The organism is Micromonospora peucetia (assembly GCF_900091625.1).
GTDB lineage: Bacteria > Actinomycetota > Actinomycetes > Mycobacteriales > Micromonosporaceae > Micromonospora > Micromonospora peucetia.
In genome coordinates, this window is the sequence record NZ_FMIC01000002.1 from 3,209,197 (window position 1) to 3,226,956 (window position 17,760).

General features: G+C 72.7%; 15 protein-coding genes, 1 tRNA gene and 1 pseudogene. 8 read left to right on the forward strand and 9 right to left on the reverse strand.

The genetic code is table 11. The features are described 5' to 3' along the window. Nucleotides 1–69 precede the first annotated feature (69 nt). The 4 genes and pseudogenes from GA0070608_RS34300 to GA0070608_RS15110 all read right to left on the reverse strand — a co-directional run. Nucleotides 70–1,081 (reverse strand): annotated as a pseudogene (locus GA0070608_RS34300) (MMPL family transporter); the annotation flags it as partial. Between the two features lie 38 nt (nucleotides 1,082–1,119). After that, a complete protein-coding gene (locus tag GA0070608_RS15100; protein WP_091628400.1) occupies nucleotides 1,120–1,665 on the reverse strand; it encodes a TetR/AcrR family transcriptional regulator in 546 nt (181 codons plus the stop codon). Nucleotides 1,666–1,859: 194 nt separating this feature from the next. Next, entirely contained in the window at nucleotides 1,860–2,240 is a 381-nt protein-coding gene (locus GA0070608_RS15105; protein ID WP_176733728.1) for a YccF domain-containing protein, read from the reverse strand. Between the two features lie 160 nt (nucleotides 2,241–2,400). Continuing rightward, a complete protein-coding gene (locus tag GA0070608_RS15110; RefSeq protein ID WP_091628404.1) occupies nucleotides 2,401–2,835 on the reverse strand; it encodes a winged helix-turn-helix transcriptional regulator in 435 nt (144 codons plus the stop codon). Between the two features lie 166 nt (nucleotides 2,836–3,001). Between GA0070608_RS15110 and GA0070608_RS33430 the strand changes: the two genes are divergently transcribed. The 3 genes from GA0070608_RS33430 to GA0070608_RS15120 all read left to right on the forward strand — a co-directional run bounded on the left by GA0070608_RS33430 (nucleotide 3,002) and on the right by GA0070608_RS15120 (nucleotide 6,600). Continuing rightward, nucleotides 3,002–3,175: an isocitrate lyase/phosphoenolpyruvate mutase family protein gene (locus tag GA0070608_RS33430; RefSeq protein ID WP_245715796.1), complete on the forward strand. Its 174-nt coding sequence runs from the start codon at nucleotides 3,002–3,004 to the stop codon at nucleotides 3,173–3,175. A 31-nt stretch (nucleotides 3,176–3,206) separates the two neighbouring features. Continuing rightward, nucleotides 3,207–4,166, forward strand: coding sequence for a DNA polymerase domain-containing protein (locus tag GA0070608_RS15115; RefSeq protein ID WP_091628407.1), 960 nt, complete (start codon nucleotides 3,207–3,209; stop codon nucleotides 4,164–4,166). A 208-nt stretch (nucleotides 4,167–4,374) separates the two neighbouring features. Continuing rightward, nucleotides 4,375–6,600: an outer membrane protein assembly factor BamB family protein gene (locus GA0070608_RS15120; protein WP_091628409.1), complete on the forward strand. Its 2,226-nt coding sequence runs from the start codon at nucleotides 4,375–4,377 to the stop codon at nucleotides 6,598–6,600. 62 nt (nucleotides 6,601–6,662) lie between these two features. Here GA0070608_RS15120 and GA0070608_RS15125 read toward each other — a convergent pair whose 3' ends face one another. Next, nucleotides 6,663–7,115, reverse strand: a complete 453-nt coding sequence (locus GA0070608_RS15125) for a rhodanese-like domain-containing protein (protein WP_091628411.1) — start codon at nucleotides 7,113–7,115, stop codon at nucleotides 6,663–6,665. 71 nt (nucleotides 7,116–7,186) lie between these two features. On the opposite strand from GA0070608_RS15125, the gene GA0070608_RS15130 reads away from it, so the two are divergent. Next, nucleotides 7,187–8,194, forward strand: a complete 1,008-nt coding sequence (locus GA0070608_RS15130) for a helix-turn-helix domain-containing protein (protein ID WP_091628414.1) — start codon at nucleotides 7,187–7,189, stop codon at nucleotides 8,192–8,194. 689 nt (nucleotides 8,195–8,883) lie between these two features. Here the strand turns inward: GA0070608_RS15130 and GA0070608_RS15135 are convergent. The 4 genes from GA0070608_RS15135 to GA0070608_RS15150 form a co-directional block, all read right to left on the reverse strand. Further along, nucleotides 8,884–8,958, reverse strand: a tRNA-Arg gene (locus GA0070608_RS15135). Between the two features lie 429 nt (nucleotides 8,959–9,387). Next, nucleotides 9,388–10,080 (reverse strand): winged helix-turn-helix domain-containing protein, encoded by a 693-nt coding sequence (locus GA0070608_RS15140; RefSeq protein ID WP_091628417.1) that lies wholly within the window; start codon nucleotides 10,078–10,080, stop codon nucleotides 9,388–9,390. Between the two features lie 201 nt (nucleotides 10,081–10,281). Further along, nucleotides 10,282–10,947: a DUF305 domain-containing protein gene (locus GA0070608_RS15145; RefSeq protein ID WP_091628420.1), complete on the reverse strand. Its 666-nt coding sequence runs from the start codon at nucleotides 10,945–10,947 to the stop codon at nucleotides 10,282–10,284. An 8-nt stretch (nucleotides 10,948–10,955) separates the two neighbouring features. Continuing rightward, entirely contained in the window at nucleotides 10,956–11,777 is an 822-nt protein-coding gene (locus GA0070608_RS15150) for a thioredoxin-like domain-containing protein (RefSeq protein ID WP_091628422.1), read from the reverse strand. A gap of 100 nt (nucleotides 11,778–11,877) precedes the next feature. Here GA0070608_RS15150 and argS point away from each other — a divergent pair, with 100 nt between their 5' ends. The 4 genes from argS to thrC all read left to right on the forward strand — a co-directional run bounded on the left by argS (nucleotide 11,878) and on the right by thrC (nucleotide 17,660). Then, nucleotides 11,878–13,542 (forward strand): arginine--tRNA ligase, encoded by a 1,665-nt coding sequence (argS, locus tag GA0070608_RS15155; protein WP_091628424.1) that lies wholly within the window; start codon nucleotides 11,878–11,880, stop codon nucleotides 13,540–13,542. Nucleotides 13,543–13,659: 117 nt separating this feature from the next. Next, entirely contained in the window at nucleotides 13,660–15,072 is a 1,413-nt protein-coding gene (gene lysA, locus GA0070608_RS15160) for a diaminopimelate decarboxylase (protein WP_091628426.1), read from the forward strand. Nucleotides 15,073–15,080: 8 nt separating this feature from the next. Next, complete coding sequence (locus tag GA0070608_RS15165; RefSeq protein ID WP_176733964.1) at nucleotides 15,081–16,394, forward strand: homoserine dehydrogenase; 1,314 nt, start codon at nucleotides 15,081–15,083, stop codon at nucleotides 16,392–16,394. 216 nt (nucleotides 16,395–16,610) lie between these two features. Beyond that, nucleotides 16,611–17,660 (forward strand): threonine synthase, encoded by a 1,050-nt coding sequence (gene thrC, locus GA0070608_RS15170; protein WP_091628431.1) that lies wholly within the window; start codon nucleotides 16,611–16,613, stop codon nucleotides 17,658–17,660. The last annotated feature ends 100 nt before the right edge of the window (nucleotides 17,661–17,760 follow it).

The window sequence follows — 17,760 nt, forward strand, 5'->3', positions numbered from 1 at the left end:
CCTTGTCCCCGGCAGCTTTGTCCCCGGCCGCCTTGTTCCCGGTCGGTCCGTTCTCGGTCGGGATCGTCGAGCGCAGCTTGCGGGGGAGCACCCGGCGGCCGGCGAAGCCGAGCAGCGCCGGCTGGAGCGTGATCGCGACCAGCACCGCGATGGTGACCGTGCCTGCGGCGGCCAGACCCATCACGGTCAGGAACGGGATGTTCACCACGGCCAGCCCGGCCAGCGCGATGACCACGGTGGCGCCGGCGAAGACCACGGCCGACCCGGCGGTGCCGACGGCGCGGCCCACCGCCTCGTCCGGTGGCAACCCCTCGATCAGGTTCTGCCGGTAGCGGGAGGTGATGAAGAGCGAGTAGTCGATGCCGACCGCGAGGCCGAGCATCAGGGCGAGGATCGGCGCGGTGCTGCTCAGGTCGACCACGCTGCTGATCGCGAAGAGGCCGGCCATGCCGACGCCCACGCCGATCAGCGCGTTGAGCATGGTCATCCCAGCCGCCACCAGCGAGCCGAACGTGATCACCAGGACGATCGCGGCGACCGCGACACCGATCGCCTCGGTCGAGCCGACCTCCGGCGCGCTGTTGAGCACCTCGCCGCCGGGTGCGATCTCCCAGCCCTGGGTCTCGGCCCGCTCGCCGACCTTCTCGTACGCGTCGCGCTGGGCGTCGGTCACCTCGTCGGCGCCGGTGGCGAACTGGACCTGGACCAGCGCGTACCGGCCGTCCGGGGAGACCGCCCCCACCTGGAACGGGTCGACGGCGCCGACGACGCCGGGCAGTGTCGCGGCCTCCTGGGCGAGTTCCTTCACCACGGCCTGCCCCTGCGGACTGGCGAGCGCGCCGTCGGCGGGTGCCTTGACCGCGATCGTGCCGGTCGCGCCGCTGGCCGCCGGGAACTGCTCGGCGAGCAGGTCCAGGGCACGCTGCGACTCCGTGCCGGGCATGGTGAAGTTGTCGGCTATCGGGCCGCGCAGGGTCGCGGCGCCGAGGCCGAGACCCACGAGTACGACGAGCCAGATCGCCGCGACGAGTCGCCGCCGGCGCATCGAGCCCCGGCCGAGCCGGTATAGCAGGGTGGCCATGAGTTCCTTGTCCTCGGTCGTGGATGGTTGGGTACGGGTCAGTCGACGGGCTCCAGCGCCCGCCCGGTCAGTGCCAGCAGCGCAACGCGCAGTTCCTCGTCGGGTACGTCGATGAACTGCCCGCAGGTCTCGGAGATGCCGGCGAGCAGCACCAGCGCCGTGATCCGGGCGGACGGGCGTTCCGGGTGCCCGGCGAGCGCGTCGACCAGCCGCTCGGAGATCCGCTGGATGTGCGCGAAGGCGGGCTGCTGGAGCAGTTCCGGGAACTCGCCCCGGAGCAGGGCGATCTCGCGCCGGAACCGGACCGCGAGGTCGACGAAGCCCTCGGCGGCGACCCGCTGGGCGGCTGCGCCGCAGTGCGCGGAGATCCGCTCGTCGAGCGCCTGGAGAACCGCGATCGCCGGGGCCATCAGCTCGGTGAGAATGGCCTCCTTGTTGGCGAAGTGGTAGAGCACCGTCGCCTTGGAACAGCCCACCTCGCGGGCGATGTCCTGCAACGAGGTGCCCCGGTAGCCGGTCGCCGCGAAGCGTCGAGCCGCCGCCGCAAGGATCTCGTCGTGCGTCTCCGGAACCATCCGCGCCATGCCGGCCCACCTCCCCGACCAGCATGCCTGACCGATCGGTCAGCCCCTGACCGATCGGTCAGATCGATAGCGTGGCGTTCCCCACAAGCGCCTGAGGTTTAACCCTCCCCGGCCGCGTTGATCATGAGGCTATCGCCTGCGGAAAGCGCTCTCCAGGCCGATAACCTCATGATCAACGCAGTGGTGGGTGGGTGTCAGGGCGCGTCGACGACCTCGCGTCCGAGCGGCCAGAAGGCGGCCGGTACGAGTTTGAAGTTGGCGATGCCGAACGGGATGCCGACGACCGTGACGCACAGGGCGATGCCGGCGGCGATGTGGGACAGGGCGAGCCACCAGCCGGCCAGCACCACCCACAGGAGATTGGCCAGGCCGGAGGGGGCGCCGGCACCGGGCCTCGGCACCAGGGTCCGGCCGAAGGGCCACAACGAGTACACGGCCAGGCGCAGCGAGGCGACGCCGAAGGGGATGGTGACGACCAGCAGGAAACAGATCAGCGCGGCGAGACCGTAGCCGGCGGCGAGAACGAGGCCACCGCCGAAGACGAGCCACAGGACGTTCAGTACGAAGCGAATCACCCTTCCAGGATGCCCACGCCGTGCCACCCCGCGGCTGCCCCCGCCCTGCCCTGCCCCGGCCGTACGCCGAGGTGGGCGTGACGGGTCGCACGGTGGAACGTCACGGGTGCCTTCGGTCGCCGGTGGCACCCGTGACATTCCACCGGAGGCCGTCGGTGCGTCAGTCGGCTGCGCCGCGCGCCCGGTCGTACGTGGCCCGGGCATCGGCGATCGCGCTGCGGTGCCGTTCCGCCCAGTCGGTGAGGGCGACCAGCGCCCCGTGGAGTTCCAGCGCGATCGGCGTCGCCGTGTACTCCACCCTCGGCGGGACGGTCGGGTGGACCGTCCGGTGCAGCAGCCCGTCGCGTTCCAGGTTGCGCAGGGTCAGGGTGAGCATCCGGCGGCTGATCCCCTCCACACGTCGCTCCAGTTCCGTGAAGCGCACCGGGCCCTGGGAGGCGGCCACCAGGATGCCGATGCTCCACTTGCCGCCCACCCGGTCGAGCACCTCGCGTACCGTGCACGCCTTGGCCTGGCCGGGGGCGCAGGGCTCGCCGGCCGGCCCGCACGCCTGCGACGCCTGGCCGACGGTCACCTCGTTGTTCTCCTGGGACATGAAGGTGCCTCCTCTCGACACCGAAGGCGGCCCAGTCCATCGGCACCGGACTGGAGCTTAGAGCCGGGCCCCGGTCGGCCGAGATTCGGCGTGTGACCGACGACCTCGCCAGTCGGGCGACGGCGCTGCGTGGCCAGGACCGCCTGCGCGCCGTCCCGGACGTGGTGTGCGCGGCGGCGTGCTGCACCGGCCCGGTGACCCGCTGGTCCTGCCCAACGCCTGGGACGCCGGCTCCGCCTGCCAGGTCGCCGCCGCGCGGGGGCACCCGCGACGGCTGCTCGACGCCGTACGGGCCGGCGGCGATCCGTTCTTCGCGGATCGCCCCGCCGCGTCCGGTTGACCGCCGGCCCCCGGGCCGCGAAGGTGGTCGGATGAGTGGCGCTGACGAGACCCGTGACGGGGTGTCGCTGACCAACCTCGACCAGCCGCTGTTCGACGGGGCCGGCGCGACCAAACGGGACCTGGTCGACTACCTCGACGCGGTACGCGAGCGGATCCTGCCGCCGTTGCGCGGCCGGCCGCTGTCGGTGATCAGGGTACGGCCGGGGCAGCCGCCGTTCATGCAGAAGAACCTGCCGAAGTACACCCCGGACTGGGTGCCCCGCACGCCGGTCTGGGCCGAGGCGTCGCACCGCGAGATCTCGTACGCGCTCTGCGACGACCGGCGCACCCTGCTCTGGTTCGCCAACCAGCGCGCGGTGGAATACCACCCCACCCTGGCCACGGTCGACGACCTGCACCGCCCCACCCACATGGTGCTCGACCTCGACCCGCCGGAGGGCGACTCCTTCGGGCTGGCGGTTGCCGCCGCACGGCTGGTCCGGCAGGCGCTCGCCGACGCGGGGCTCGCCGGTGCGGTCAAGACCAGCGGGGCCAAGGGCGTGCACGTCTTCGTGCCGGTGGCGGAAGGCGCCACGGTGGAGGACATGGCCGCCGCGACCCGGGCCGTGGCGGCCCGCGCCGAACGACTGGACCCGGCGCTGGCCCCCACCGCCTTCATCCGCGAGGACCGGGGCGGCAAGGTGTTCGTCGACTCGACCCGGGCCGGCGGGGCGACCGTGGTGGCCGCCTACAGCCCCCGGCTGCGACCGGGCGTGCCGGTCTCCTTCCCGGTGGACTGGGCCGACCTGGGCGACGTCACCCCGGCGGACTTCACGATCCGTACCGTCCCGGCGCTCGTCGCCGACAGCGACCCGTGGGCCGAGCGGCTGCCCGCGCCGCAGCAACTCCCGGCGGACCTCGTCGCCCAGGGGCACACCATCCCGGTCGCCCGGGTGCAGGCCATGCACGAGGGCAAGCGCCGGGCCCGCGCCCGCCGCGCCGCCGGCTGACGTACGCGCGCCGCCGACCGCCCGGTCGGGACCGCGTGCCAGCCTGCGTGGGTACGGTGGCCAGATCATGCAAGGAATCGATCATTAAGTTCGTCATATTGACGATCCACTGCGGGATTTCCGGAGATGTGCAGGAGAACCGTTGGTTCGGCGGTTGGGGCCGTGCCAAACTCCCCGGCATTCTGACGGTCTCCGGAAGGAACAGAAGATGCCATCGCTGCCCGCCCCCGAACCTGCTCGCCTTCCGCTGGACCGCCGCAGGCTGCTCGGCCTGGGCGTCGGTGCCGTCGCTGCGGCGGCCACCGGCGCGGTGACCGGCGGTGCGCCCGCGGTGGCCGGCCCGCCCGGACACGGTGGACCGTGGTCTGCGGGGTTCGCACTGCTGGGTGACACGCAGATCGACGTGGACCTTCCTGAGCGGACCGAGGGCGTGCGCTGGGCGTACGAGCAGATCGCCGCTCGGAACCCGTCGATCGTCTGCCACGTCGGGGACATCGTCGAACACGGCTCCGTGGCCGAGTACGACACCTACTTCGGCACCATCCCGGTGGCGTTGCGTCCCAAGATCCGGCACGTGCCGGGCAACCACGACTGGCGATGGGACAGCACCGCCGGCGAGCGGTACGGCAAGCTGTTCGGGCCGAGCCGGTACTCGTTCGACTTCGACGGCCTGCACTTCGTCGCGCTGGACCCCAGCCACCTGCTTCAGGAACCGGGCGGGTTCGGCGAGTCCGGCATCCGGTGGCTGACCCGGGACCTGGACCGGGTCGCGCCCGGGGTCCCGATCATCCTGCTGTGCCACTTCCCGTTCGGCGGCGACAACTACTACGTCTCCGACCAGGAGCGGCTGCTGGAGCTGCTCGACCGCTACAACGTGCGGGCGGTGTTCGCCGGGCACGTGCACGCCGAGCAGGTGCAGCGGTTCAACGGGGTGACCCAGCTGGCGGTCGACGACACCCGCGGCTCAGCGATCTACTACTGGGTGCAGCGCACGGCCGGCCCTGACGGCCAGGTGCTGAAGGTGACCGCCGTACAGCGGGGCGCCGACGGCAGCGCCGAGTCCCGGTCGGTGCTGGACATTCCGGTCAGCGGGCCACGGACCGCCATCGCGCAGCGGCCCCAGGCGGTCTCACTCGACCCGGCCGGCGCCGCGCTGGCCGTGTCGGTGCGGCTCGCCCCGCACGTCCGCGCCGCCAACGTGAAGGCCCAGCTCTACCCGCAGCACACGTACGGGCTCAAGGACGCCGGCCAGTGGCGGAACCTGGCCTCCGACGGTGCCGGCCGCCGCTTCTCCGGCGGCCTGGACCTCACGTCGCTGCCGCCGGGCGAGCACCGGATGACCGTACGGGTCACCGACGCCGACGGTGCCTGGTACGAACAGACCCGCACCTTCGACCTTCCCGACACCGCCCGCCGGCTGCGCTGGAGTGAACAGCTCGGCGCGCCTGTGCAGGCCGGCCTGGCCGTCCGGGACGATCTGCTGGTCGCCGCCACCACCGACGGGACCGTGATCGGCGCCCGGCCCACCCGACGTGGGCTGTCCCGGCGCTGGCGGGAGCGGATCGGCCCGGTGCACGGCCGGCCGGCGTTCGCCCCCGACGGGAGGACCGTCTACGTCCCCTCCGACGACCACCGCCTCTACGCCCTCGACCCGGCCACCGGCCGGCGCCGGTTCACCCACGATGCCGGCGCACCGGTGCTCGGCAGCCCGCTGGTGACGACGGTCGACGGTCGTAGCGTGGTGGTGCTCTCCGCCGGGGCGACCCGGCAGGTCATCGACGCACGGACCGGCGGCACGGTCTGGAACGTGGCCGGAAAGGGCATGTTCGCCGGGCGCGCGGCCAGCGACGGCACCCGCGTCTACGCCGGCGCCGGGGACGGAAACGTCTACGCCCACGACGCCCGCACCGGTGCCGTGCTGTGGTCGTTCTCCACCACCACCCGTGCCACCGTCTACAGCCGCCTCATCTACGGCCCGTGGGCGGACAACCTGGAGGTGCTGCCCAACGGCCTGGTCCTGGTGTCCACCGTGACCAGCGCGTTCGCGCTGGACCCCGCGACCGGGGAGCTCCGCTGGTCGGTGGCCGGCTCCTACATCTACGCCCCGAAGCTCCTGCTCGACAACGGCGACGTGGTGATGTTCGACGACGGCGGTCGCACCGCCTCCCGGGTGGACCCGGCCACCGGCCAGGCCCGGTGGACCACCGGCCTCGGCGCCCGTCCGGTCAGCACCGGCGCGGCCATCCACGACGGCGTGGCGTGGATTCCCACCACCACCGGCCTGGTGGTCGCAGTCGACCTCACCACCGGATCGGTCCGGACCCGGTTGCAGCTGACCACCAGCGCGTACTGCTACAGCCCGCCGGTGGTCATCGGTGACATGCTCATGGTCGGCGACCAGGACGGCTTCCTGCACGGCATCGCCGTCAACTGACGCCCCGGTGGTCGCGGCACCGCCGCTGCCTGGTGCCCGCGTGGACGGCGGAGGCGGGTGCCTCAGCAGTCACACGAGGTCCCGACGGCAGTGAGATCGTCCACCGGGCGGCGGCGGATGCCGCTGGCGGTTCGCACGGGGAAACCCTCGCGGACCCAGTACTCGTAGCCGCCGAGCATCTCCTTGACCGGATATCCGAGCGTGGCGAAGGCGAGGGCGGCCCGGGTGGCGCCGTTGCAGCCGGGCCCCCAGCAGTACGTGACCACGGCGGTTCCGGCGGGGACCAGCAGTGCGGCCCGCGTCGGGATCTCGGCGGTCGGTAGGTGTACCGCGCCGGGCAGGTGCCCGCCCCGCCACGCGGCGGCGCCCCGGCTGTCCACCACCACGAGCCCGTCCACGCCGGCCTCCAGGTCGGCGTGGACGTCGCTCGCGTCGGTCTCGAAGCGCAGTCGGGTGGCGAAGTGGGCAACGGCCTGCTCGGCGGGCGCGGGAGGGACGGCGAACGCGTTCGACATGGAAGTGATCCTCGATCGGCGGACCGGCGCTGGACAGTGGCCCCCACGCCGCTGTCCGCTAACATCCCGCCATGCCTCCGCTCCGCCGTCCCGGCCCCGCCGTGTCGGTGCTCGCCTACGAGGGGATGTCGGCATTCGAGCTCGGCATCGTCACCGAGGTCTTCGGCCTGCCGCGCCCCGAGTTCGACATCCCGTGGTACGAGCTGACAATCTGCGCCGAAGAGCCGGGTGCGGTGCGGGTCCTCGGCGGGGCGAGCCTGCACACGCCACACGGCCTGGAGGTGTTCGCGGCGGCCGGCACGGTCATCGTGCCCGGTGTCCCCGACGTGTCGGCCGACCCGTCACCCGGGCTGGTCGCCGCGCTACGTCACGCGTGCCACCGGGGCGCCCGGATCATGTCCATCTGCTCGGGTGCCTTTGCCCTGGCCGGGGCGGGGCTGCTCACGGGCCGGCGCGCCACCACCCACTGGCGCTACGCCGAGCGGTTCCGTCGCCGCCACCCGGGTGTCGCGTTGGACCCCGACGTGCTGTACGTCGACGACGGCGTGGTGCTCACCAGCGCCGGCAGCGCGGCCGGGCTCGACCTGCGCCTGCACGTCGTCCGGCGCGACCACGGGGCGGGCATCGCCAACGCGGTCGCCCGGCGCCTGGTGACACCACCGCACCGCGACGGTGGGCAGGCCCAGTTCATCGAGGCCCCGGTGACTGCCGACCCGGCCGACGACCGCATCGCCGGGAGCATGGCGTGGGCGGTGGCGCACCTGCCCGACACCATCACCGTCGACACCCTCGCCGGCAGGGCGCACATGTCGGCCCGCACCTACCTGCGGCACTTCGCCCGGGCCACCGGCACCACCCCGATCAGATGGCTGATCAACCAGCGGATCCAGGCCAGCCTCGCCCTGCTCGAAACCACCACGACCCCGATCGAGAAGATCGCCGAGGCGGTGGGCTTCGACAGCGCGGTCACCTACCGCCACCACTTCGCGCACACCATGCGGACCTCGCCGTCGGCGTACCGGCGGGCGTTCCGCACCGGCGAGGCGGCGGGCCGGCGACCGTCATCGCGTACCGGCTGAGGTCCACCGCCCCTACGGGCGCGAGGCACAGCGGCTGGTGGTAGCTGCGCAACCAGTTGACCCAGAAGGGCAGAAAGGCCACGCCGACCGACCCCGAGCCGAACCGACCCCGAGCCGACGAGCAGGAGCCGCCGGGCGCTGAACGGTGGCGGCGCGGCGCGTTGCCGCGCCTGGTCCGCGGATTCGGGCGTACCGGTCACGGCGGCGTCCCCTGTGCGGCTGCCCTGTCGCAGGCCTGGGCCCGCAGCGCCCGCCGGAGGCCGGCCCGCCGGGTGCTGAGCAGCCCACGCAGCTCGGCGGGGCGGGTCCGCCTCGGCGGCGGCCGTCGCCCAGGTCGCCATCGCCGCCGGCCCCGGCGAGGTAGCGGTCCGTGCGGGCCACCGCGTCGTCGCGCACCTGGGTGCTCGGGTAGAGCGAGACCACCCGCATCTGCGCCGGTTCCGGCACGCGGGCGTGCCACAGACACTCAACGACGCTTCAGCGGGAGCGCCGCGAGGCGACCGGGACTGACGCTGCTCGAAGAGGGTCTGCTGGCCCACACCCCCGACGGGGCGCCGTGACAGCTGCCGGCCGAGTATGTGCCGGGACTGGCCGATCGTGGCCGCGGAAACGTCGGTGACGGCCGGACAAACGAACGAAGCCCCTGACCGTGATCATGCAGGTCAAGAGCTTCGTTTGGCTGGTTGTACTGGTGCCCCCGGCAGGATTCGAACCTGCGCCCCCGCCTCCGGAGGGCGGTGCTCTATCCCCTGAGCTACGGGGGCTCAGCGACTGGAGAAGACTAGCAAACGCCTTCCCGGAATGCCGAATCGGTATCCTGCGCCTGCCCTCGTGTCGCCCGCACCCCCGTGCCGCCCGCGCCTGACGCCACTCGGGCGGAATAGCGGGAGCGGCTACGCACGTAGTGGGCACGGGTGGAACACCATGGTTGTCTCCCGACGTGGGAGACAACCATGGTGTTCCACCCGTCAACTCCCGCCGGAGGTGGCTGGGAGTCCGGTCGGCTCCGGCTGCCACGCTCGGCTCCGTGCCTGGCATCCGGGCCTGGCATCCGTGCCCGGCATCCGTGTCCGGCATCCGGCGCCGGAGGGTGCAGGGTGCAGGGCGGTCAGCCGGCGGCAGCGGGGCGGTCGGGTGCGCGGCCGGCCGACCGTCGTGCCACCGCTCACCGTCAGGCGGTGACGGCGGGGCGGTCAGGCGGCGACGGCGCGGCCGCAGCTGGGCAGTGGGTGCAGCACGATGCGGCGGGGCAGGCGCCGGGGCCACTCGTTGCGGGGCCAGGAGCCGTCGACGATCAGGTGGACGGTCCGCTGTTCCTCGCCGCTGAGCCGCAGCACGAAGTCGCGGGGGAGGGGAGGGTCGACCGACGGCGTGGTGATCATGAAGCGTACCCGGCCACGGGACGAGACGGCGGAGATGATGTCCGCCGCCGGCATCGTGCCGCGCAGGCGTACCCGACCGATCCAGTAGACCTCGGCGAGGTGCTCCTGCCCGGCCCTGGTGATGGCCGGGTACTCGCTGCGCACCCAGCGCTCCACCGCGCCGACGCACAGCCCGCAGGCTCGCTCCCGGGGCTCCCGCGGACCCAACCCCCAGGCCCGCAGGTACGCCCCGACCGCCCCGGCGTCCATCGGCAGTTCGAAGCGGCGCTGGATTAGGGCGTGCAGGCTCTGTCGCGTCCACAGTTCCTCGTCCAGGCCCAACTGGTCGGGGTGGACGCCCCGCAGGACGTCGATGAGTTCGAGTTCCTGTTCGCGGCTGAGCGTTCCCGGCTCGCCCTGCCGCTGTCCGCGACGGACGGCTGCCACCGCCCCGTCACCGCCGATGGTGTGGCGCCGGCACCAACTGGTGACCGAACGCCGTGCGTCTCTCAGTGCAACCCCCACGTCCTGCGCAACGAGCCCGAATCGCAACTGGTCACGATATGTATGGAGAAAACTCTCTTAGTGTTGGAATCGGGCGGAAGGTGCATAAGGCTACGGACCCGAATGGACCGGACGTGGAGTGGTCGGAACGGCGAGAGGTCCGCGTCGGCCGGTGAAACCGGCGGCGACGCGGACCTCTCGACGGGCAGTGGCGGGGGCGGTTCAGCCGCCCAGCCGCTCCAGCGCGTGCTGGAGATTGGTGAGATCGTTCTGCTGGGTGTTCTTCATGGTTTGCGCGGTCTTGACCACGTCAGGCTCGTCGCTGACGTCGAGGATGCCGTCGATCATGTGGATGCCGCCCAGGTGATGCTTGATCATCAGTTGCAGGAAGAGGACGTCCAGCTCCCGGCCCTCGGCCGCGTGCAGCTTCGCCATCTCCTCGGGAGTGGCCATGCCCGGCATCAGCCCGTTCTTGACCAGGCCCGCGCCGTCGGACATCCACGACATCGACGGCTCGCTGCCCGACGGGTCGAGCCCCCACAAGCGCAGCCAGGTGTGCATGGTGCCGATCTCGCCCTGCTGGGCGGTGGCGATGTCGCCGCCGATGCTGCGTACCGCCGGGTCCGCGCCCTCGTCGAAGGCGATCAGGCCCATCTCCACCGCCTGCGCGTGGTGGGTCATCATGTCCCGGGCGAAGCCCGCCTCCGCGGAGGCGTCGCCCGGCCGGGTCAGCCGGGGCGTCAGCATGCCCCCGGCGTACCCGAGGAGCAGCCCGACCACGACGGCCAGGGCCAGCGCCGCGGTGCCCCAGCGGCGCGCGGATGGTCGCCGCTCCTCCGGAGCCGGGCTGGCCGGCTCGCTGGTTTCGATCGCGGTCGGGATGCTCATCGTTCTCCTCAACCCTGCGGCATCTGGGGGGCGTCATCGCGCGGGGTGGTGCCGGTGGCGGTGATGCCCTGGCTGCACAGCGCGGTCGGGCCCTCGACCGAGGCGTTGACCTTGAGCGCCTTGACGAACTCGTCGATCCGGGTGTCGTCGGCGTTGTCGACCTTGAGCTGGTAGCCCCACGCCTGGAGCGAGATCGGCTTGTCCAGCCCCTCGAACGGGCTGAGCATCATCTTCTCCTTGCCCCGTACCTTCTCGGCGAGCTTCGTCACCTGGTCGGCGGGCAGGTCGGGGCGGTAGGTGATCCAGATCGTGCCGTGCTCCAGGCTGTGCACCGCGTGCTCGTTGGCGATCTGGGCGGGGTAGACGTCGCCCATGCAGTTCTGCCAGGCCGCGTTGTGTGGCCCGGCCACCGGCGGGAGCACCGTGTAGGTGACGGGCCCCGTCGTGTGGTTGCCGCCCGAGACGAGCTCCTTGTCCTTCTCGCGGAAGTTGACGATGCCCTCGATCGCGTCCGCCCGGTCCTCCCAGGGCTTGGAGCCCTGGAACGTCGCCCAGGCGCCGTAACCGATGATCGACACGGCGAGCACTCCCACGGCGACGAAGAGCGCGATGGGACCCCAGGAACGGCCCTGGCTCACCTTCACCGGGGTGATCGGCTTGCGGCCCTTGCCGCCGGCACCGGGCCGGGAACCCGTCGGCTTGCCGGACCCGGTCTTGGCGCTGCCGGACCCGGCCTTGCCGCCGGCAGCCGGCCGGCCCGCCGCCGGCTTCTTGCCGGTGCTGACCACGGTCGGGCGGCGCTCGGGGCCACCCGGTGTGCTGATGCTCATGGTGCCTCGTCAGGTCGGTCGGTCGGGGGATCCGGCGGGCCGGTCTCACACACTGGGTCGCCGCCGCGGGTGCCGAGTCTACCCCCGATAACATGGATCGGTGACTCCCGCAGAACTCGCCGAGGTCGTCCTCTCCGCAGCCCACGCCGTCTTCACCGAGCGTGGCCTGGACCGCTCCGCCCTGCCGGAGGAGACGGTGGTCGAGCGACCTCGCAACCCCGAGCACGGCGACTACGCCTCCACGCTGGCACTTCAGCTCAGCAAGAAGGTGGGCGTCCCGCCGCGCGAGCTGGCCACGGCCCTCGCCGAGCAGCTCGGCCGGGCCCCGGGGATCAAGTCGGTGGAGATCGCCGGGCCGGGCTTCCTCAACATCCGGCTCGACGCGGCCAGCGCCGGCCAGCTCGCCCGGACGATCGTCGAGGCCGGCGAGGCGTACGGCCGCAGCGACCGGCTCGCCGGCCAGCGGATAAACCTGGAGTTCGTCTCGGCGAACCCGACCGGCCCGGTGCACATCGGTGGCGTCCGCTGGGCGGCCGTCGGCGACGCGCTCAGCCGGCTCCTGCGCGCCACCGGCGCCGACGTCGGCACGGAATACTATTTCAACGACGCGGGCTCGCAGATCGACCGGTTCGCCCGCTCGCTGCTTGCCGCCGCGAAGGGCGAGCCGGCCCCGGAGGACGGGTACGCCGGGGCGTACATCACCGAGATCGCCGACGCCGTCCGGGGGATCCGCCCCGACGTGCTGGAATTGGACGACGCCGCCGCCCAGGAGGTCTTCCGGGTCGAGGGCGTGACGCTGATGTTCGCCGAGATCAAGTCCTCGCTGCTCAGCTTCGGCGTCGAGTTCGACACCTACTTCAACGAGAAGGACCTGCACGACCGGGGCGAGCTGGACCTCGCCCTCGAACGGCTGCGCGAGCAGGGGCGGGTGTTCGAGTCCGACGGCGCGACCTGGCTGCGCACCACCGACTTCGGCGACGACAAGGACCGGGTGCTGCGCAAGTCCAACGGCGAGTGGACGTACTTCGCCGCCGACTGCGCCTACTACCTCGACAAGCGGGAGCGCGGCTTCGAGCGGGTCGTGATCATGCTGGGCGCCGACCACCACGGCTACATCGGCCGGATGAAGGCGATGGCCGCCTGCTTCGGCGACGACCCGGAGCGCAGCCTGGAGATCCTGATCGGCCAGATGGTCAACCTGGTCCGCGACGGTGCCCCGGTCCGGATGAGCAAGCGGGCCGGCACCGTGGTGACCCTGGAGGACCTGGTCGACGCGATCGGCGTGGACGCCTCCCGGTACGCGCTGGCCCGCTATTCCAGCGACTCCCCGATCGACATCGACGTCGAGCTGTGGACCCGGGCCAGCCGCGACAACCCGGTCTACTACGTGCAGTACGTGGCGGCCCGGACGGCCAGCGTGGGCCGCAACGCCGCCGAGGTGGGGCTGACCCGCGGCGACGCCGCCGCGTTCCACCCGGAACTGCTCGGCCACGAGAAGGAGAACGAGCTGCTCAAGGCGCTCGCCGAGTTCCCCGCCGTGGTGGCCGCGGCGGCCGAGCTGCGCGGCCCGCACCGGGTGGCGCGCTACCTGGAGGAGCTGGCCGGGGCCTACCACCGGTTCTACGACGAGTGCCGGATCCTGCCGCGCGGCGACGAGGAGACCACCGACCTGCACCGGGCCCGGCTCTGGCTCAACGACGCCACCCGTACCGTGATCGCCAACGGCCTGCGCCTGCTGGGCGTCTCGGCCCCGGAGAGGATGTAGACGGCTGATGCGAGCGCGAGGAGTGAGCTTGCGAGCCCCGCAGTCGCGAAGCGGAGAGGGTCTGCGAGCGCGAGGAGTGGGCCTGCGAGCCCCGCAGTCGCGAAGTGAGGACCGGTAATGCGGGCTCACGAGGCCGGTGCGCTGCACGGTGACATCGGCAGCCGGGGGCCGGCGTGGCTGCGTACCCCGGCCGACGTCAACGCCCTGGTGCCGCAGCTGTGGCCGCGCAACGTGGCGCGCGGCGCCGACGGCGCGCTGACCGTCGCGGGCCTTGGCGTCCGCGACATCGCGGCCGAGTTCGGCACCCCGGTGTACGTCCTCGACGAGGACGACCTGCGCTCGCGCTGCCGCGACTTCCGCAGCGCCTTCGACGGCGTCGACGTCTACTACGCGGGCAAGGCGTTCCTCTGCCGCGCGGTGGTCCGGATGATCGCCGAGGAGGGCCTGAGCCTCGACGTGTGCACCGGGGGCGAGCTGGCCACCGCGTTGTCGGCCGGGATGCCGCCCGAGCGGATCGGCTTCCATGGCAACAACAAGTCGGTGGCCGAGCTGACCCGGGCGCTGGACGCCGGGGTGGGCCGGATCATCCTCGACTCGTTCGACGAGATCGACCGGCTCACCGCGCTCGCCCGGGAGCGGGGCGTACGCCCCCGGGTGATGATCCGGGTCACGGTCGGCGTCGAGGCGCACACCCACGAGTTCATCGCCACCGCGCACGAGGACCAGAAGTTCGGCTTCTCCCTCGCGGGCGGGGCGGCGGCCGAGGCGGCCTTCCGGGTGCTCGACGAGGGCGTGCTGGAGTTGCGCGGCCTGCACTCGCACATCGGCTCGCAGATCTTCGACGCCAGCGGCTTCGAGGTCTCCGCCCGCCGGGTGCTCGCCCTCCAGGCGCAGATCCGCGACGCGCGCGGGGTGGAGTTGCCCGAACTGGACCTCGGCGGCGGCTTCGGCATCGCGTACACCACCCAGGACGACCCGGCGGCCCCGCAGGACCTGGCGAAGCGGCTGCGCCGGATCGTCGAGTCCGAGTGCGCGGTGGAGCGGCTGGCGGTGCCGCACCTTTCGATCGAGCCGGGCCGGGCGATCGTGGGGCCGGCCGTGTTCACCCTCTACGAGGTGGGCACGGTGAAGTCCGTGCCGGTGGGCGCGGGCGGTGACACGGCCGACGGGCGTCGTGCCTACGTGAGCGTCGACGGGGGGATGAGCGACAACATCCGCACCGCCCTCTACGACGCGTCCTACTCCGCGACGCTGGCGTCCCGGGCGTCGGCCGCCGGGCCGATGCTCGCCCGCGTGGTGGGAAAGCACTGTGAGTCCGGGGACATCGTGGTGAAGGATGAATTCCTGCCCGCCGACGTGCAGCCCGGAGATCTTGTCGCGGTGCCGGGCACCGGCGCCTACTGCCGGAGCATGGCCAGCAACTACAACCATGTGCCCCGGCCGCCGGTGGTCGCGGTGCGCGACGGCCGGGCGCGCCTGATCGTCCGGCGGGAGACCGAAGAGGACCTGCTGGCATTGGACGTGGGATGACATCACCTGTGCGCCTGGCACTGCTCGGCTGCGGCACGGTCGGTAGCGAGGTGGTCCGGCTGCTGCACGAGCAGGCCGCCGACCTCGCCGCCCGGATCGGCGCCCCGCTGGAGATCGCCGGCATCGCCGTACGCCGTCTCGGCCGCGACCGGGGCGACCTGCCCGTCGACCCGGCCCTGTTCACCACCGACGCGCTCGGCCTGGTCAAGCGCGACGACGTGGACGTGGTCATCGAGGTGGTCGGCGGCATCGAGCCGGCGCGGAGCTGGCTGGTGGAGGCGCTGCGTGCCGGCAAGAGCGTGGTCACGGCCAACAAGGCTCTGCTCGCCGAGGACGGCGCGGCCCTGCACGACGCGGCGGCCGACGGCGGTGGCGACCTCTACTACGAGGCGTCCGTGGCGGGGGCGATCCCGCTGCTGCGCCCGCTGCGTGAGTCGCTGCACGGCGACCGGATCAACCGGGTCACCGGCATCGTCAACGGCACCACCAACTTCATCCTCTCCGCCATGGACGCCACCGGCGCCGGCTTCGCGGAGGCGCTGGAGGAGGCCACCGAGCTGGGCTACGCCGAGGCCGACCCGACCGCCGACGTCGAGGGCTTCGACGCGGCGGCCAAGGCCGCCATCCTCGCCTCACTGGCGTTCCACACCCGGGTCGGCGCGGCCGACGTGCACCGGGAGGGCATCACCGAGGTCACCGCGGCCGACGTGGCCAGCGCCAAGGCGATGGGGTGCACCATCAAGCTGCTCTGCATCGCCGCCCGGGGTGCCGACGCCGCCGGCCGGGAGACGGTCAGCGTGCGGGTGCACCCGGCGATGATCCCGCTGAGTCACCCGCTGGCCAGCGTCGGCGACGCGTTCAACGCGGTCTTCGTCGAGGCCGAGGCGGCCGGGCCGCTGATGTTCTACGGCCGGGGTGCGGGCGGCGCGCCGACTGCCAGCGCGGTGCTCGGCGACGTGGTGGCGGTCTCCCGCAACCGGCTCGCCGGGGTGCGCTCGGCCAGCGAGAGCGCCTACGCCGACCTGGCGGTGCGGCCGATGGGGGAGGCGCTGACCCGCTACCACATCAGCCTGGACGTGGCCGACCGGCCGGGTGTGCTGGAGGCGGTGGCCGGGGTGTTCGCCCGGCACGACGTGTCGATCGCCACCGTGCGGCAGGGCCCGGCGGGCGGCGGCGCGGCCGGCCGGGGCGATGATGCCGACCTGGTCATCGTCACCCACGTGGCACCGGACGCGGCGCTCGCCGCCACCGTGGGCGAGCTGCGCGGGCTGGACATCGTCCGCTCGGTGGCGAGCGTGCTGCGGGTGGAGGGCGGCCTGTGACCGGCCGGCTCGCGGCCCAGTCGGTGTAGGCGGGCCGGCTCGCGTCCGGCGGTGGGAGCCGGCCGGTGACCGGCCGGCTCGCGGTCCCGGCGGGGCGGGCGCCTGCGTGTCTCGCCTGGTGGTTAACTGCGGGTGCGCCGGCGGGGACCCGGCGATGCTGGTCCAGGCTAACGGCGTACCCGGCTCGGCGGGGCGGTAGAGGCGAGGGAGAGCGACATGTGGCGGGGTCTGATCGACGCGTACCGGGACCGGCTGCCGGTCACCGACGCCACCCCGGTCGTGACCCTGCACGAGGGGAACACCCCGCTGCTGCCGGCGCCGGTGCTCTCCGCCCGGCTCGGCTGCGACGTGCACCTGAAGGTGGAGGGCGCGAACCCGACCGGCTCGTTCAAGGACCGGGGCATGACGGTCGCGGTCTCCAAGGCGGTCGAGGCCGGCAACAAGGCGATCATCTGCGCCTCCACCGGCAACACCAGCGCCTCCGCGGCGGCGTACGCGGCCCGGGCCGGCCTGACCTGCGCGGTGCTCGTGCCACAGGGCAAGATCGCGCTGGGCAAGCTGGCCCAGGCGCTCGTGCACGGGGCGAGGCTGCTCCAGGTGCAGGGCAACTTCGACGACTGCCTGGCGCTGGCCGCGAAGCTCGCCCAGGACTACCCGGTCGCCCTGGTCAACTCGGTCAACATCGACCGGCTGCACGGCCAGAAGACGGCCGCGTTCGAGATCGTCGAGGCGTTGGGCGACGCCCCCGACATCCACTGCCTGCCGGTCGGCAACGCCGGCAACGTCTCCGCCTACTGGATGGGCTACTCGGAGGAGCTGCGGGACGGCAACGCCACCCGGGCCCCGAAGATGTACGGCTTCCAGGCGGCCGGGGCCGCCCCGATCGTCAGCGGCCAGGTGGTCCGTGAGCCGTCCACGATCGCCACCGCCATCCGGATCGGCAACCCGGCGAGCTGGACCAGGGCGCTCGACGCCCGGGACTCCTCCGGCGGTCTGATCGCCGCCGTCACCGACCGGGAGATCCTGGCCGCGTATCGGCTGCTGGCCCGCGAGGTCGGGGTCTTCGTCGAGCTGGGCAGTGCGGCGAGCGTGGCCGGTCTGCTCCAGCAGGCCGCCGCCGGTCGGATCCCGGCCGGTTCGACGGTGGTCTGCACGGTCACCGGCCACGGCCTGAAGGACCCGGAGTGGGCCATCTCCACCGCGCCCGTACCCATCACCATCGCCAACGACCCGTTGGCCGCCGCCCGCTGTCTCGACCTCGCCTGACGTTTCCGGCGGGCGGTACCGGTCGACCTCGACGGCCGGGCCGCGGCGGGTGAATCCTGTGCGTCGGGCGGGGCGGGGCCGGCAGGGGGCGGTCAGGAGG

Excerpts from the sequence above, each read along its gene's own strand:
- GA0070608_RS15125 (WP_091628411.1), bottom strand. The coding sequence starts at position 7,115 with ATGTCGAACGCGTTCGCCGTCCCTCCCGCGCCCGCCGAGCAGGCCGTT.
- lysA (WP_091628426.1), top strand. The coding sequence starts at position 13,660 with ATGCGGGCTCACGAGGCCGGTGCGCTGCACGGTGACATCGGCAGCCGG.
- GA0070608_RS15100 (WP_091628400.1), bottom strand. The coding sequence starts at position 1,665 with ATGGCGCGGATGGTTCCGGAGACGCACGACGAGATCCTTGCGGCGGCG.
- GA0070608_RS15120 (WP_091628409.1), top strand. The coding sequence starts at position 4,375 with ATGCCATCGCTGCCCGCCCCCGAACCTGCTCGCCTTCCGCTGGACCGC.
- thrC (WP_091628431.1), top strand. The coding sequence starts at position 16,611 with ATGTGGCGGGGTCTGATCGACGCGTACCGGGACCGGCTGCCGGTCACC.
- GA0070608_RS15115 (WP_091628407.1), top strand. The coding sequence starts at position 3,207 with ATGAGTGGCGCTGACGAGACCCGTGACGGGGTGTCGCTGACCAACCTC.
- GA0070608_RS15110 (WP_091628404.1), bottom strand. The coding sequence starts at position 2,835 with ATGTCCCAGGAGAACAACGAGGTGACCGTCGGCCAGGCGTCGCAGGCG.
- GA0070608_RS15130 (WP_091628414.1), top strand. The coding sequence starts at position 7,187 with ATGCCTCCGCTCCGCCGTCCCGGCCCCGCCGTGTCGGTGCTCGCCTAC.
- GA0070608_RS15150 (WP_091628422.1), bottom strand. The coding sequence starts at position 11,777 with ATGAGCATCAGCACACCGGGTGGCCCCGAGCGCCGCCCGACCGTGGTC.
- GA0070608_RS15145 (WP_091628420.1), bottom strand. The coding sequence starts at position 10,947 with ATGAGCATCCCGACCGCGATCGAAACCAGCGAGCCGGCCAGCCCGGCT.